This is a genomic window from Kitasatospora sp. NPDC059812 (assembly GCF_042732075.1).
In the GTDB taxonomy this organism is placed as follows: domain Bacteria; phylum Actinomycetota; class Actinomycetes; order Streptomycetales; family Streptomycetaceae; genus Kitasatospora.
In genome coordinates this window covers 113,261-129,012 of the sequence record NZ_JBHWIO010000001.1, presented here as the reverse complement: position 1 = coordinate 129,012, position 15,752 = coordinate 113,261, and the positions used below count along the sequence as shown (strand labels likewise).

11 protein-coding genes are annotated in these 15,752 nt (G+C 73.5%); 4 read left to right on the top strand and 7 right to left on the bottom strand.

Going from position 1 to position 15,752, the window contains the following annotated elements; translation table 11 throughout:
- Positions 1–58: 58 nt before the first annotated feature.
- From murD to rsmH, 7 genes are all read right to left on the bottom strand, one after another.
- Entirely contained in the window at positions 59–1,513 is a 1,455-nt protein-coding gene (gene murD, locus ACFV6D_RS00570; protein WP_380557308.1) for a UDP-N-acetylmuramoyl-L-alanine--D-glutamate ligase, read from the bottom strand.
- Positions 1,510–2,571, bottom strand: a complete 1,062-nt coding sequence (mraY, locus tag ACFV6D_RS00565) for a phospho-N-acetylmuramoyl-pentapeptide-transferase (RefSeq protein ID WP_063347238.1) — start codon at positions 2,569–2,571, stop codon at positions 1,510–1,512. Before mraY ends, murD begins: the two co-directional genes overlap by 4 nt.
- On the bottom strand, positions 2,571–3,974 hold the full coding sequence (gene murF, locus ACFV6D_RS00560; RefSeq protein ID WP_380426407.1) for a UDP-N-acetylmuramoyl-tripeptide--D-alanyl-D-alanine ligase: 1,404 nt from the start codon (positions 3,972–3,974) through the stop codon (positions 2,571–2,573). Before murF ends, mraY begins: the two co-directional genes overlap by 1 nt.
- The gene (locus tag ACFV6D_RS00555) at positions 3,971–5,623 is read right to left on the bottom strand and encodes a UDP-N-acetylmuramoyl-L-alanyl-D-glutamate--2,6-diaminopimelate ligase (protein WP_079135533.1); all 1,653 of its coding nucleotides are present in this window, start codon (positions 5,621–5,623) and stop codon (positions 3,971–3,973) included. Before ACFV6D_RS00555 ends, murF begins: the two co-directional genes overlap by 4 nt.
- A gap of 6 nt (positions 5,624–5,629) precedes the next feature.
- Positions 5,630–7,837: a peptidoglycan D,D-transpeptidase FtsI family protein gene (locus tag ACFV6D_RS00550; RefSeq protein WP_380557305.1), complete on the bottom strand. Its 2,208-nt coding sequence runs from the start codon at positions 7,835–7,837 to the stop codon at positions 5,630–5,632.
- Positions 7,834–8,319 carry a cell division protein FtsL gene (locus tag ACFV6D_RS00545; RefSeq protein ID WP_380372159.1) on the bottom strand — a complete coding sequence of 162 codons (486 nt, stop codon included), beginning with the start codon at positions 8,317–8,319 and terminating at the stop codon, positions 7,834–7,836. The genes ACFV6D_RS00550 and ACFV6D_RS00545 overlap by 4 nt, the downstream gene beginning before the upstream one ends.
- A 133-nt stretch (positions 8,320–8,452) precedes the next feature.
- Positions 8,453–9,427 (bottom strand): 16S rRNA (cytosine(1402)-N(4))-methyltransferase RsmH, encoded by a 975-nt coding sequence (gene rsmH, locus ACFV6D_RS00540; protein ID WP_063347242.1) that lies wholly within the window; start codon positions 9,425–9,427, stop codon positions 8,453–8,455.
- A gap of 563 nt (positions 9,428–9,990) precedes the next feature.
- On the opposite strand from rsmH, the gene ACFV6D_RS00535 reads away from it, so the two are divergent.
- From ACFV6D_RS00535 to ACFV6D_RS00520, 4 genes are all read left to right on the top strand, one after another.
- Positions 9,991–10,533 (top strand): carbonic anhydrase, encoded by a 543-nt coding sequence (locus tag ACFV6D_RS00535; protein ID WP_063347243.1) that lies wholly within the window; start codon positions 9,991–9,993, stop codon positions 10,531–10,533.
- 373 nt (positions 10,534–10,906) lie between these two features.
- Positions 10,907–11,851 carry a MoxR family ATPase gene (locus ACFV6D_RS00530; RefSeq protein ID WP_244293604.1) on the top strand — a complete coding sequence of 315 codons (945 nt, stop codon included), beginning with the start codon at positions 10,907–10,909 and terminating at the stop codon, positions 11,849–11,851.
- 1 nt (position 11,852) lies between these two features.
- Positions 11,853–13,169 carry a DUF58 domain-containing protein gene (locus ACFV6D_RS00525; RefSeq protein WP_363368395.1) on the top strand — a complete coding sequence of 439 codons (1,317 nt, stop codon included), beginning with the start codon at positions 11,853–11,855 and terminating at the stop codon, positions 13,167–13,169.
- Positions 13,166–15,619: a transglutaminaseTgpA domain-containing protein gene (locus ACFV6D_RS00520; protein WP_380557302.1), complete on the top strand. Its 2,454-nt coding sequence runs from the start codon at positions 13,166–13,168 to the stop codon at positions 15,617–15,619. The genes ACFV6D_RS00525 and ACFV6D_RS00520 overlap by 4 nt, the downstream gene beginning before the upstream one ends.
- Positions 15,620–15,752 lie beyond the last annotated feature (133 nt).

Here is a 15,752-nt window from a genome sequence, read left to right as displayed (position 1 = left end):
CTCTCTCTTCACGGCTCACCCGCCGCCGGGCCGCTTCGGCCCGGCACGGCCCTTCGGCTCACTCCCCACGGTCCGCCAGCTGCCGGACCGCGGCGGCGAAGAGGTCGCCGCGCTCGCCGTAGTTGGTGAACATGTCCATCGAGGCGCAGGCCGGTGCCAGCAGCACCGTGTCACCCGACCGGGCGAGCGAGGCGGCCGTCCGGACGACCTCCGCCATCGCCACCGCGCCAGTCTGGCCCTCGGCCGCCTCGATCACCGGGACATCCGGAGCGTGTCGCTCCAGCGCCTCCCGGATCAGCGCACGGTCCTCGCCGATCAGCACGGCCGCACGCAGCCGCCCGACAGCGCCCTGGACCAGGTCGTCGAAGGTCGCGCCCTTGGCCAGGCCGCCGGCGATCCAGACGACCGGCCGGTAGGAGGCCAGCGAGGCGGCGGCGGCGTGGGTGTTGGTGGCCTTGGAGTCGTCGATGTAGATGACCTCGCCGACCACGCCGACCTCGGCGATCCGGTGGGCGTCCGGGCGGAAGGCCCGCAGGCCCTCCCGGACGGCCTTCGGCTCGACGCCGTACGCCCGGGCCAGCGCCGCCGCGGCGAGCGCGTTGGCGATGTTGTGCGGGGCCGGTGGGTTGACGTCCTCGACGGCGCCCAGCTCGGCCGCGTTCTTGGCCCGGTCGGCCACGAACGCGCGGTCCACCAGCAGCCCGTCGACCACGCCGAGGTTCGACAGGGCGGGCGCGCCGAGGCCGAAGCCGATCGCCCGGCAGCCCTCCTCGACGTCGGCCTCGCGGACCAGCGCCTCGGTGGCCGGGTCGGCCAGGTTGTACACGCAGGCGACGGTGTTGCCCTGGTAGATCCGGCCCTTGTCGGCGGCGTACGCCTCCATCGAGCCGTGCCAGTCGAGGTGGTCGGGGGCCAGGTTGAGCACGACCGCCGAGTGCGGGCGCAGCGAGGGCGCCCAGTGCAGCTGGTAGCTGGAGAGCTCGACGGCGAGCACGTCGTAGGGCTCCTCGGCGAGGACCGCGTCCAGCACCGACACCCCGACGTTGCCGACGGCAGCGGTACGCCGGCCGGCGGCGGTGAGGATCGAGGCGAGCATCTGGACGGTGGTGGTCTTGCCGTTGGTGCCGGTGACGGCCAGCCAGGGGGCGGGCTCGCCGGTGGCGGGCAGCGGCCGGCGCAGGCGCCAGGCGAGTTCGACGTCGCCCCAGACCTCGATGCCGGCCGCCGCGGCGGCGGCGAACAGCGGGCGGTCGGGCGCCCAGCCGGGCGAGGTGACGACCAGCCGGGTGCCCTCGGGCAGGCTGTCGCCGTCGCCGAGGCGGACGGTGACGCCGAGCGCCTCCAGCTCGGCGGCCCGGGCGGCCAGGCCCGCGCCGCTGCCGCCGTCCACCACGGTGACGTGGGCGCCGAGGCCGTGCAGGACGCGCGCGGCGCTGATGCCGGAGACGCCGAGCCCGGCGACGACGACGGGCAGCTTCACGAACTGCGAATTGATCAACTGGGGGTTCGTCATCCGGTCCGGTATCCCGCGTAGAAGAGGCCGAGGCCGACGGCCACGCAGAGTCCTTGGATGATCCAGAACCGGACCACGACCAGGACTTCGCTCCAGCCCTTGAGTTCGAAGTGGTGCTGCAGTGGTGCCATCTTGAAGACGCGCTTGCCGGTCATCCGGAACGAGCCGACCTGGATGATCACCGACAGGGTGATGATCATGAAGAGGCCGCCGAGCAGGATCAGCAGCAGCTCGGTGCGCGAGCAGATCGCCAGGCCGGCCAGGGCGCCGCCGAGGGCGAGCGAGCCGGTGTCGCCCATGAAGATCTTGGCGGGCGAGGTGTTCCACCAGAGGAAGCCGAAGCAGGAGCCCATCAGGGCGGCGGCGACCACCGCGAGGTCCAGCGGGTCGCGGACGTCGTAGCAGCTGACGGTCGCGGTGACGGAGTAGGCGCAGCTCTGCCCGTACTCCCAGACGCCGATGAAGGTGTAGGCGCCGAAGGCCATCACCGAGGCACCGGTGGCGAGGCCGTCCAGACCGTCCGTCAGGTTCACGCCGTTGGAGGTCGCGGCGATCATGAAGTAGGCGAAGATGACGAACAGCACGGGGCCGATCGACCAGCCGTAGTCCCGCACGAAGGACAGGTGCTGGGACGCCGGGGTGAGCCCGCGGTCGTCGTGGAACTGCAGCGCCAGCACGGCGAAGGCCAGGCCGACGATGGACTGGCCGGCCAGCTTCGCCTTGGCCCGCAGACCGAGCGAGCGGCGCTTGACCACCTTGATGTAGTCGTCCAGGAAGCCGACCAGGCCCAGACCCGCCGTCAGGAAGAGCACCAGCAGGCCGGAGGCGGTCGGGCTCTCGCCCGTTATCGCCTTGGTCCCGAAGTAGGCGATCAGGGTCGCCAGGATGAAGGCGATGCCGCCCATGGTGGGCGTGCCCTTCTTGCTGTGGTGCGCCTTCGGCCCGTCGTCACGGATGTACTGGCCGTAGCCCTGCCGGGCGAGCAGCTTGATCAGGGCGGGGGTGCCGGCCAGCGACAGGATCAGGCCGATCATGCCGGAGAAGAGGATCTGCTTCATTACGCGGCCACACCGTCCGAGAGGAGGGCCTCGGCCACCTTCTCCAGCCCCACCGAACGGGACGCCTTCACCAGGACCACATCCCCCGGCCGAAGTTGACTGCGCAGCAGCTCGACCGCCGCGTCCGCGTCGGACACCAGCACCGACTCCTCACCCCACGAACCTTCGTTCCTCGCGCCGAGTTCCATGCAGGCCGCCTCGCGTCCACCGACCGCCACCAGCTTGGTGACGTCCAGTCGGACGGCGAGCCGCCCGATGGCGTCGTGCTCGGCCAGGCTCTCCTCGCCGAGCTCCCGCATCTCGCCGAGCACCGCCCAGGTGCGGCGGCGCTCCGGGCCGCGTCCCCCCATCGAGACCAGCGCCCGCAGCGCGGCCCGCATCGAGTCGGGGTTCGCGTTGTAGGCGTCGTTGACGACGGTGACACCATCGGCCCGGTCGACGACCTCCATGCGCCAGCGGGACAGCGCACCCGCTTCGCCCAGGGCGGTCGCGGTGTCGTCGACGGACATCCCGAGCTCCACCGCCACCGCAGCGGCGGCGAGGGCGTTCGAGACGTGGTGCTCACCGTACAGGCGCAGCTGCACGGGCGCGGAACCGGCCGGGGTGGTGAGCGTGAAGGACGGCCGTCCGGCGGCGTCCAGCTGAACGTTCGTCGCCCGGACGTGGGCGTCCGGGGATTCCCCGAACAGGACCACCTTCGCCCTGGTACGGCTGGCCATCGCGCGCACCAGCCGGTCGTCCGCGTTGAGGATCGCGGCGCCGTCGGCGGGCAGCGCCTCGACGAGTTCGCCCTTCGCCTCGGCGATCGCCTCCTGCGAGCCGAACTCGCCGACGTGCGCGGTACCGACGTTCAGCACCAGGCCGATCCGGGGCGGGGTGATCGAGGTGAGGTACTCGATGTCGCCCTTGTGCCGGGCGCCCATCTCCATGACCAGGTGCCGGGTGCCGGGCTCGACCCGCAGCGCGGTCATCGGGTGGCCGATCTCGTTGTTGAGCGAGCCGGGCGGGTAGACCGTGTCGCCGATGCGCTGCAACAGCTGCGCGATCAGGTCCTTGGTGCTGGTCTTGCCGGCCGAGCCGGTCAGCGCGACGACGGCGGTGCCCTCGGCGCGGGCGACCACGGTCCGGGCCAGCTTGCCGAGCGCGTCCACCACACTGTCGACCAGGACTGCGGGCACGCCGACCGGGTGGTCGGCCAGCACCGCGACGGCGCCGGCCCCGACCGCGACGGCGGCGTAGTCGTGGCCGTCCACGTGCTCGCCGACGAAGGCCGCGAACAGGCCGCCGGGGCGCACCTTCCGCGAGTCGACCTCGACCGGGCCGGTCACCAGGGCGCCGGGGTCGGCGCCGTCCAGGGTGCCCCCGACTGCGGCGGCCACCTCGGCGAGGGTCAGTGCGATCACTGCTGCTCTACTCCTCGGTCGCCCCGGGCGGCCGTGGTCTGCGTGATGGATTCGCGCAGCACCTCCCGGTCGTCGAAGGGGCGGATCTCGTCTCGTACGTACTGGCCAAGTTCGTGGCCCTTGCCGGCCACCAGCACGGTGTCCCCGGCGTGGGCGCGGGCGACGGCGATCCGGATCGCCTCGGCCCGGTCGGGGACGACCAGGACGGTCCCGCGCTCGGCCTCGGGCACCGCTGCGGCGCCGGTCAGCATGCTGGCGAGGATCGCCAGCGGGTCCTCGCTGCGCGGGTTGTCGCTGGTCAGCAGGGCGGTGTCGGCGAGCCGGGCGGCGATGGCGCCCATCGGGCCGCGCTTGTGCGGGTCGCGGTCTCCGCCGCAGCCGACGACGACGTGCAGCCGGCCCTTGGTGACCTCGCGCAGCGAGCCGAGGACGGCCTGGAGGGCGTCCGGCTTGTGCGCGTAGTCGACCACGGCGACGAACGCCTGTCCGGCGTCCACCCGCTCCAGCCGGCCCGGCACGCCGGGCACCGCGGCGACGCCGGCCACGGCCCGCTCCAGCGGCAGGCCGGCGGCGACCAGCAGGGTGATCGCGGCGAGCGCGTTGGCCACGTTGAACGGGCCGGGCAGCGGCACGGCCGCGTCGGCCTCGGCGCCGTCCGGGCCGAGCACCCGGAAGGTGGAGCCGACCGGGCCGAGCTGGACGTCCACGGCCCGCCAGTCGGCCTCGACGGCGCCGGTGGCGGAGAAGGTGGTCACCGGGATCTTGGCCTCGGCGGCCAGCCGGCGGCCGTACTCGTCGTCCACGTTGACCACGCCGTGGCGGGACTTGCCGGGCTGGAAGAGCCGGGCCTTCGCCTGGAAGTAGTCCTCCATGTCCGGGTGGAAGTCGAGGTGCTCGGGGGTGAGGTTGTTGAACAGGGAGACGTCGTACGTCACCCCGTCGGTGCGGCCGTAGACCAGCGCGTGGCTGGAGACCTCCATGGTCACCGCGTCCGCGCCGCGCTCGGCCATCACGCCGAGGATCGCGTGCAGGTCGGTGGCCTCGGGGGTGGTGCGCTCGCTCTTGATCCGCTCGTCGCCGACCCGCATCTCGACGGTGCCGATCACCCCGGGGGCGCGCCCGGCGCCGAGCAGGCCGCCCTCGACCAGGTAGGAGGTGGTGGTCTTGCCGTTGGTGCCGGTCAGCCCGATCATCAGCAGCCGCTCGGAGGGGCGGCCGTAGACGGCTGCCGCGAGCTCGCCCATCCGGGCCCGCGGCCGGTCGACGACCAGCAGCGGCAGGCCGGTGCCGGCCGCCAGCTCGGCGCCGGCCGGGTCGGTGAGCAGCGCCGCCGCGCCCGCCGCCGCGGCCTGGGCCGCGAAGGCCGCGCCGTGGTGGTTGGCGCCGGGGAAGGCCACGTACACGTCGCCGGGGCGCACCGCCCGGGAGTCGTGGGTGACGCCGCTGACGAGGCCCCCCTCGACGGGGTCGAGGCCCAGCTGGCGGGCCAGTTCGGCGAGCGGCAGGGCGGCGGTCCCGGCCGGGCGGGGCGGACTCACGGTGATTTGATCGGGTTTCGGCACGGCGGGAAGGCTATCCGCCGAAGGGTGTCCAGGGCCAAACCGGCCCTTCGCCGCGCCGCCGTCCGGCCCGACCCGCTCGTTGCTCATGCTCGCTCACGGCTTCCACTCGACGGGCAGGTTGGGCGCCTCGCTGCCGCTGGGCGGGACCTGCATGGTCTTCAGGGTGAACTCCATCACCTGCTTGAACACCGGTCCGCACAGCTGGCCGCCGAAGTGGCCGTTGACCGGCCCCTGGAGGGTGCAGGAGACGGTGTACCGGGGGGCGTCGGCGGGGGCGAAGCCGATGAAGGAGGCGGTGTAGCCGTCGTAGCCGACGCCGTTGGCGGCCCCCCGGTTGGCGGTGCCGGTCTTGCCGGCGACCCGGTAGCCGGGGATGGCGGCCTTGCCGCCGGTGCCCTGCTCGTCGTCGACGACCGACTCCAGCATCGAGGTGAGGGTCTTGGCGGTCTCTTCGCTGACCACCCGGGTCTGCTCGCCCGGCGGGGTCGCGGTGTACTTGCCGTCCGGGCTGGTGGTGCCCTGGACGATGCTGGGCGCGACCCGGACGCCGCCGTTGGCGATGGTCGAGTACACCGAGGTGGCCTGCAGCGCGTTCATCTGCATCGGGCCCTGGCCGAAGGAGGTGTTGTACTTCTCCGAGGCGACCAGGTCCTCCGGCTTCTTGAGCTTCCCGGCCGTCTCGCCGGGGAAGTTCAGGCCGGTCGGCTGGGCGACGCCGAACTTGCGCATGTAGCTGTCCAGGATCTGGTTGGCCTTCAGCTGGTCGCCGTCGCCGAGCGTCTCCATGGCCTCGATGGTGCCGATGTTGGAGGACTTGGCCAGCACCCCGGCCAGGGTCAGGTACCAGGTGTTGTGTACGACGTCGTCCTTGAACTGCTGGCCGGCCCGGACCAGCGGGTAGGGCACCGTGACCTTGGTGTCCCAGGTGGCCTTGCCGGTGTCCAGAACGGCTCCCAGGGTCATCAGCTTGGCGGTGCTGCCCGGCTCGTACGCGTCGACCAGCGCGGCGTTGCCCATCTGGGACTGCTTGGCGGTGCTGAGGTCGTTCGGGTTGAAGCCGGGCGCGGTGGCCATCGCGAGGACCTGACCGGTCTTCACGTCCTGGACGACGACGTAGCCCTTCTCCGCCCCGGAGTTGGCGACCTGGTCGGTGAGCGCCCGCTGGGCGGCCCACTGGATGTCCCGGTTGATGGTCAGCTTCACGTCGGTGCCGGGCACGGCCGGGTCCATCGAGCCCCCGGCGGTGGGCACCAGCCGGCCGCCCGCCTGGGCGTAGCTGCTGTGCCCGTCCTTGCCGGCGAGCTGCTTCTGGTACTGGAGCTCCAGGCCGCCGGCGCCCTCGCCCTCGCCGTTGACGAAGCCGACCAGGTTGGCGGCCAGGCCGTCGGCGGGGTAGATCCGCTTCTGGGTCTCCCGGTTGAACACCCCGGCCAGCGGGTTGGCGCACTCGTTGTCGACCCGGGTGCGTCCGCCCTGGTCGGCGGCCTTGGTCAGCAGCCGCTTCTGGGCCTGGCAGGTCCGCGAGCCGGCCTGCTTCTCCAGGCCCGCCTTGAGGTCGCTGATCTGGCTCTTGGTGGCCGGGGTCTGCTGGGCGGCGAGCCGCTTGTAGCGGGTCTTGGGGGTGTGCAGGTCGGCGGCGATCTTGTCCTTGGGCACGCCGAGGATCGGCGACAGCAGGGCGGCCGCCTGCTCCGGGGCGTCCGGGATGCCGGTCGCCGCCGGGGTGAACATCGCCGGGTCGGCGGTGATGTCGTACGCGTCGACGGTGGCGGCCAGCGCCACCCCGTCGGAGGACGTTATCGAGCCGCGCTCGGCGGTGATCGGGATGTTCAGGTAGCGGTTGGTGTTGGCGTCGGCGGCCAGCGCGTCGGAGTCCAGCAGCTGGAGCTGCACCAGACGGCCGGCGAACACCGAGAACACCAGCGACATCACCACGGTGATCACCCGCAGGCGGCGCTTGGGCTCGGCCAGCCGGAGCGCCTTGGGGCGCTGCGGGCGGCGCGGCCGGACGGCGGCCTGGCTCCGGGCCGGCGGGCGGCCCTCGGGGCGGCGCTGCTGCGGTGCCCGGGGCGTACGGGCGGCGGCGGCCTTGGCGGGCTGGCCCTTGGCCGGCTGCCCCTTCGCGGGCTGCCCCTTGACGGGCTGTCCCTTCGCGGACTGTCCCTTGACGGGCTGTCCCTTCGCGGGCTGGGCCTTGCCGGCGGACTGGCCGCGCGGCGCGGCCGCGCGGGGCGCGGCGCCCTTGGACGGCTGGCGGCGGCCGTTGCCGGAGCCTCCGGACGGCTGACGTGGCGTGCTCATCGGCCCGCACCTCCGGTCGACGGTGCGGGCGCGGCCGGGGAGGCCGGGTTGATCTGGACCACGGAGTCACCGGCCGTCGCCGCCGGACTCGGTGCACCTGGGGGCGCACCCGTCGGGGCGCTCGGCGCCGGCTGCTTCATCGGCCACGGGTCGACCGTCGAACGCTTGACCGGCGGGCTGTCCTGCGCCGGTCCGGGCGTGCCGATCACCTTGCCGCCGTTCGGGACGTCCAGGAAGGCCATCCCGCCGGCCGGGATCATGCCCAGCTCGGCGGCCCGCCGGGCCAGCGCGTCCGGCGCCGAGCTCTGGTCGATCTGGTGCTGGAGGCCCTGCTTCTCGTCGGTCGCCACGGTGGTCTGCTTCTGCAGCCGGGACAGCTCGAAGGAGCCCTCGTTGAGCGCCGTGTTCAGCGCCAGCAGCCCGAGCAGCCCCGCCGCGAGCAGCACCACCACGAGCACCGCGAACGGCGTGCGGCCCCGCACCGGACGCCGCCCCGGCCGGACCGTGATCCGCGCCCTGCCCTGTCCGGGGAACGATCCCCGCCCCGCCCGGACCTCACCGGCCACCGGCCCCACTGCTCTCCTCCGCCCTTCGGACCCCGCCGGGGCCAACGTTTCAGCCCCGCTTGCTACGGTCCCTGATCCTCTCCGCCACCCGCAGCCGTACGGGCGCGGCGCGCCGGTTCTCCTCGATCTCCTCCTCCGTGGCCTGCTCGGCACCACGGGTGATCAGCTTGAGCCAGGGCTGGTGCTCCTCCGGGATGAACGGCAGCCCCGGCGGCGCGGTGTTGGTCGACCCGGCGGCGAAGTACTGCTTCACCAGCCGGTCTTCCAGCGACTGGTAGGACATCACGACCATCCGACCGCCGATCGCCAGGGCCTCCAGCGCTCCGGGGATCGCCCGGTCCAGGACCTCCAGCTCGCCGTTGACCTCGATCCGCAGCGCCTGGAACGTCCGCTTGGCCGGGTTCCCGCCGGTCCGGCGGGTCGCCGCCGGAATGGCGTTCCGCACCAACTCGACCAGACGCGCGCTGTTGGTGAACGGTTCCTTCTCCCGCTCCCGCAGGATCACCGAGGCGATCTTCCCGGCGAACCGCTCCTCGCCGTAGACCTTGAGGATCCGGGCCAGGGCACCGTGGCTGTAGGTGTTCAGCACCTCCGCCGCGCTGATCCCCCGGGTCTGGTCCATCCGCATGTCCAGCGGCGCGTCCTGCGCGTACGCGAAACCGCGATCGGCCTCGTCCAGCTGCATCGAGGAGACGCCGAGGTCGAACAGGACGCCGTCCACCCGGTCGATGTCCAGGCGCTCCAGTACCTCGGGGATCTCGTCGTAGACGGCGTGCACCAGGGTGGCCCGGTCGCCGAAGGGCGCCAGCCGCTCACCGGAGAGCTTCAGCGCCTGCGGATCGCGGTCCACCGCGACCAGCCGCACCTCGGGGAACTGGGTGAGCAGCGCCTCGCTGTGCCCGCCGAGGCCGAGGGTGGCATCCACCACCACCGCCCCGGGGCGCGAGATCGCCGGAGCCAGGGCGTCCATGCACCGCTGCAGCATGACCGGAACGTGCTTGGGGCCCGGATCGTTGGTGGTCATGCGCGGTGGCGCCCTTCCTCAGGTGCGGAGCAGCCCGACGACCGGGAGCTTCGACCATTCTCGCCCACCACTGCACGACGCGACGACGCGGCCCGTGGTCCCCGCCCGCTCCAAGGGGAAGATCGTGACCGCCCGGCGCCGGGGAAGGTGCGCCAGGTGGGCACGGAGCGGGTGGAGGCCACGGGCCGCATCGACCGGGCCACCCGGGCCGGAAAAGCCCGGTTGACGGGATCCGGCGGGTGTGCTCCACTGCGCCGCAAACTCTATCGCGCGGACCCCGCCAGTCAATGGTCCGCTCCGGCGCACCACCCGGGCGGCGGTACGGATCACCGCAGGTCGCAGCCATGGGACTGGCCCCACGGAGGTGCCGGCCGGGGGCCTGCGGGAGCGGCCGCGCGCCCCACCCGCGCACCCGCCCCGCGGGCGCTCCGGGACCAGCCCGGACAAACCCTCCCGAACGCGTGGAGCGGTCGGCCCGTTGTGGCTATGCGCTCGATCACAGCGGCCCGATCTGTAGCTCTCCTCCCCACCGCGGGCGCCCGAATCGCACTAACGTCGCCACCATGACAGTGACCCCCGACCGGCCGACGCCGACCGACGCTGCCGACTCCCCGCGACCCGCCATCATCGACCGCTTCGTCACGGACAACCGCGAGTACGCCGTGACCTTCCGGGACGGCGGGATGGACGCCCGCCCGGTCCAGAAGATCGCCGTGGTGGCGTGCATGGACGCCCGCCTCGACCTGTTCGCGGCGCTCGGCCTCGAACTGGGCGACGCCCACGTCATCCGCAACGCGGGCGGCGTCGTCACCGACGACACCATCCGCTCCCTCACCATCAGTCAGCGCGCCCTCGGCACCCGCTCGGTCGCACTGATCCACCACACCGGCTGCGGCCTGCTCGGGCTGACCGAGGACTTCCGCCGCGAGCTGGAACTGGAGGTCGGCCAGCGCCCGCAGTGGGCGGTGGAGGCCTTCGTCGACCTCGACGGCGACGTCCGCCAGTCCATGCAGCGGGTCCGCACCTCGCCCTTCCTGCTGCACACCGACGACGTCCGCGGCTTCGTCTTCGACGTCCACACCGGGCTCCTGCGCGAAATCCACTGAACCCCGTACCGCACCACCGCCCCCGCACCGTGCACCGCCCGGCCAACGGCGTCCGGGCATCCGGGGCCCTCCCGAGGGTGACTTCTGGTCACCGGTCAGGGGAGAATGCGCCTGCCGGTCAGACCCCGAACCACCTGGGGCGGCCAGGCCGCAGGCCGCTGTCCCGGCGCCGGATCCCCGACGGAACCGCCCCCGGGAAGGCCGCGTCAAGCATGGGGTGGGGTCCGGCCTCGGGGTGAGGCGGGCACAGGGTGCCAGGGAGCGTATACGGGTGACGAGCTACAGCGATCAGGCCGGTCTCGGCAGTTCTGCGGGGGGCGACCAGGGGACGGACGGGTACCACCGGGCCGGACTTCCCGAGCTCGCCGCGGTCGTGGACCGGATCCGCGCCAACATCGAGAGCGTGATCGAGGGCAAGCCGGAGGCCGTCCGGATCGCACTGACCGTCCTGCTCGCCGAGGGCCACCTGCTGCTGGAGGACGTGCCCGGCGTCGGCAAGACCATGCTGGCCAAGGCACTCGCCCGCTCGGTCGACTGCACCGTCCGCCGCATCCAGTTCACGCCCGACCTGCTGCCCTCGGACGTCACCGGCACCAACATCTACGACCAGCACCAGCGCGACTTCGAGTTCCGCCCGGGCGCGATCTTCGCGCAGATCGTGGTCGGCGACGAGATCAACCGCGCCTCGCCCAAGACCCAGTCCGCGCTGCTGGAGTCGATGGAGGAGCGCCAGGTCACCATCGACGGCACCAGCTACGAGCTGCCCTCGCCGTTCATGGTCGTGGCCACCCAGAACCCGGTCGAGATGGAGGGCACCTACCCCCTGCCGGAGGCCCAGCGGGACCGCTTCATGGCCCGGATCTCGATCGGCTACCCCAGCCCCGAGGCCGAGTTCGCGATGCTCGACGTGCACTCCGGCGCCAGCCCGCTGGAGGACCTCCAGCCGGTGGCGCACGCCTCCGACATCCTCAAGCTGGTCGACCTGGTGCGCAGCGTGCACATCGCCGACCCGGTCCGCCGCTACGCCGTCGACCTGGTCGGCGCCACCCGCACCAGCCACGAACTGCGTCTGGGCGCCTCGCCGCGCGCCACCCTGCACCTGGTCCGGGCCGCCCGCGCCGCCGCCGCGCTCGACGGGCGCGACTACGTCACCCCGGACGACATCCAGCGCCTGGCCGTGCCCGTCCTCGCGCACCGTCTGATGCCGACCGCCGAGACCCAGCTCAGCCGCCGCACCGCCGAGCAGATCGTGACCGACCTGGTCGCCCGGCTGCCGCTGCCGCGCCCGCAGGGCGGCCCGGCCGTCCGGAGGGGCTGAGGTGGCCCCGTCCGACCCGACGTCAGGACTGCGGGCCGGGCTGCGCGGCCTCACCACCCGGGGGCGCTCCTTCCTCGCCGCCGGCGTCACCGCGGTCGGCTGCGCCTACCTGCTCGACCAGGACGCGCTGCTGCGCGTCGGCGTGCTGCTCGCCGCGCTGCCGCTGGCCGCCGCGCTGATGGTCGCCAACACCCGCTACCGGGTGGCCAGCGGCCGCCGGCTGAGCCCGCGCCGCGCGGTGGCCGGCCAGGAGGCCCGGGTCCACCTGCGGGTCGACAACGTCTCCCGGGTGCCCACCGGGCTGCTGCTCCTGGAGGACAAGGTCCCGTACGTGCTCGGGCCGCGCCCGCGCTTCGTGCTGGACCGGGTCGAGCCGCGCGGCCACCGCGAGGTCTCCTACCGGGTCCGCTCCGACCTGCGCGGCCGCTACCCGCTCGGGCCGCTCCAGCTGCGGCTGTCCGACCCGTTCGGGATGTGCGAGGTGAACCGTTCCTTCTCCGCCTCCGACGTCCTCACCGTCGTCCCCCAGGTCCAGGCCCTGCCGCACGTGCGGTTGAGCGGCGAGTGGGGCGGCCAGGGCGAGAGCCGTGCCCGCACCCTGGCGCTGGCCGGCGACGACGACGTGATCCTGCGCGAGTACCGGCCCGGCGACGACCTGCGCCGGGTGCACTGGAAGTCCACCGCCCGGTACGGCGAGCTGATGGTGCGCCGCGAGGAGCAGCCGCAGCGGGCCCGGGCGACCGTCCTGCTGGACACCCGGGAGATCGGCCACCGGGGCAGCGGCCCCGCCTCCTCCTTCGAGTGGGCCGTGAGCTGCGCCGCCTCGGTCGCCGCGCACCTGCTGGAACGCGGCTACCAGACCCAACTGCTCACCGACACCGGCCAGTGGGTGCCCGGCCCCGGCGGCGGCAACACCGCGGCCGACGCCTCCGGGCTGATCCTGGACGCGCTCGCGGTGGCCGACCTGTCCGACGGCGGCGGCCTCTCCCGAGCCGAGGAGCCGCTGCGCGCCGGCGGCGAGGGACTGCTGGTCGCCGTGCTCGGCGAACTCGACGAGGCGCAGACCGCCCGGCTGGCCCGGCTGCGCAACCGCACCGGCGGGGCCGTCGCGTTCCTCCTCGACACCGGCACCTGGGCGGGCCTGCGGATGCTCGCCCCCAACACCGGCGGCGACGAGTTCCGCAACCGGGTCCGGCAGCTGCGCGAGGCCGGCTGGACCGTCCTGCCGGCCAGCTCCGGGGACTCCGTCCCGGACCTCTGGCAGGCCGCCGACGGCGCCAAGACGACCTCCCCCTACCGAGAAGAGACCGGCGCGTGACCACCCGGGCCAAACTGACCGTCTACTCGGCGCTGGCCACCGCCCTCGCGTCGCTCTGCCTGACCCCGCTGCTCACCACCAGGAGCTGGGTCACCCACGCCTTCCTGGTGATCGCGGTGATCGCGGCGGTCGGCGCGGGCCTGCGGCGGGCCCCGCTGTACCGCTGGACGGTGCCGGTCGGCCAGCTGCTGGTGCTGTTCCTGCTGATCCTGATCGGCTTCGCCGGCTCCGGCTCGCTGCTGGGCGGCGTGCTGCCCGGACCGTCCTCGCTGCGCGCCCTCGACCACGTCGTCCGCTCCGGCCTGGACGACATCCAGGTGTACGCCATCCCGGCGCCGCCCAACCCGGGCCTGCGGCTGATCCTGGTCGCCGCGGTCGGCCTGGTCGCCGTCGTGGTGGACACCGTCGCGGTGACGTACCGGCGCTCGGCGCTGGCCGGGCTGCCGCTGCTGGCGCTGTACTCGGTCGGCAACGGGCTCTCCGGGGACCACGGCAGCTGGCTCTGGTTCGCCCTGGCGTCGGCCGGCTACCTGGTGCTGCTGTTCGCCGAGGGGCAGGACCGGGTCTCCCGCTGGGGCCGGGTCTTCCACGGCGGCTCGCGCGACTGGACGAGCTCCGGCCGGGTCAGCCCGGGCGGCCAGCAGGTCGGCGTCCTCGCGCTGGTCGCGGCGCTGCTGCTACCGGTCGTCCTGCCGCACTGGGACTCCGGCCTGCTGAGCCCCGACTCCGGCGGGTCCTCGGGCAGGAGCTCCATCGGGTCGGCCACCAGCCTCGACCCGCTGGTCAGCCTGGAGTCGGCGGTCACCAAGCCCACCAACAACGAACTGCTCACCTACACCCTGGACAGCGAAATCGCCGACCAAGTCTACCTGCGCACCGGGGCACTGGACCAGTTCGACGGCACCAACTGGCGGCTCGGCAGCAGCACGGTCAACGACCTCCCGTCCTCCTTCCCTGCCCCCGAGGGCCTGCGGGACGCCAACCTCCCCCGGATCGAGGGCGACTTCCAGATCAGCGACCGGCTGGAGAAGAGCTGGCTGCCGATGCCCTACCCGGCCGCCTCCGTCCAGGTCCCCAACCGGTCCGACTGGAAGCTCGACCCGCTCACCCGCACCGTCCTGCCGACCAACGACCGGGCGATCCGCGGCCTGCGCTACCACGTCAGCGCCCTGGACCTGCGGCCCACCGCGAACGAGCTGCGCACCGCCTCGACCGCGCCGCAGGACATCCGGGACCACTACACCAGCCTCCCCCAGGACCTCCCGCCGGTCGTCGCGCAGCAGGCCCACGAGGTCACCGCCAAGGCGACGAACGACTACGACCGGGCGATGGCGCTGGTGAACTGGTTCACCGGCCCGCAGTTCCAGTACGACACCGCGGTCAACGGCGGCACCGGCAGCAACGCGATCGCGGTCTTCCTGCGCGACCGCAAGGGCTTCTGCGTCCACTTCGCCTCCACCATGGCGGCGATGGCCCGCACCCTGAAGATCCCGTCCCGGGTGGCCGTCGGCTTCACCCCCGGCGACGCCAAGGGCGGCAACGTCTACTCGGTGACCGGCCGGATGTACCACGCCTGGCCCGAGCTGTACTTCTCGGGCTACGGCTGGCTGCGCTTCGAGCCCACCCCGAGCCGCGGCAACCAGCCGCGCTACACCGAGCAGTCCACCACCGCGACCACCGCGCCGTCCCAGCAGCCGACCGCCTCCGCGCAGAGCTCGGCGCCGGTCCCGGCGCCGACCGACAGCAAGGGCTGCGACGCGAAGCAGCGCCAGCTGGGTGAGTGCGGCGGCAAGAGCAAGGCCGTCAGCAGTGCCGCCGAGGACTCCTGGCTGCTGTCCGGGCAGGTCCTGGGCAGCGCCGCCGTGGTGGTGCTGGTGATCGCGCTGCTGCTGGTGCCGATGCTCTGGCGGTCGGCGCTGCGCCGGCGCCGGCTCGGCTCCGGCGGCCGGCGCGGGCCCGGCGGCGGCCCGGCCGAGCTCACCGACGCCCAGGTGCTGGCCGCCTGGGACGAGCTGATCGACTCCGCCTGGGACGTCGGAATTCCCCCGGACGAGTCACACACCCCGCGCTCGGCCGCCCGGCGGATCACCGAGAAGGCTGAGCTGGACGCGGACTCGGCGGCGGCGGCCGGTCGGCTGGCGCTGGCCACCGAACGGGTGCTCTACGCCCCGGCCGGCCAGGTCACCACCGCCCCGCTGTCGGCCGACGTCCGGACCGCCCGGCAGGGCCTGCGGGCCACCGCCAGCCGGGCCGGGCGAACCAGGGCGGTGCTGCTGCCGCCGTCCTCGGCCCAGCTGTGGTGGCGGATCTCCGACGCCCTGCGGGCGGCCCGGGAGGCGGTCGGCACCAGGGTCGGCCGGGTGTCCACCGCGGTCACCGGCCCGGTGCGGCGGGTGGTCTCCCGGCGCAAGCGCAAGCCGGAGTCCGAGCAGGACCCCAGGGAGTCCTGAACGGGGCCCGAGCGAACGGGCCGTCGCACGGATACGAGAACGCCGGGGCGGGCAGTCGATCGACAGGCCCCCCCCGCGTTGGTGCACCGGGGGCCCGCCCCCGCGGGCGGGGGGGGGGGGGCGCCGAATCCCC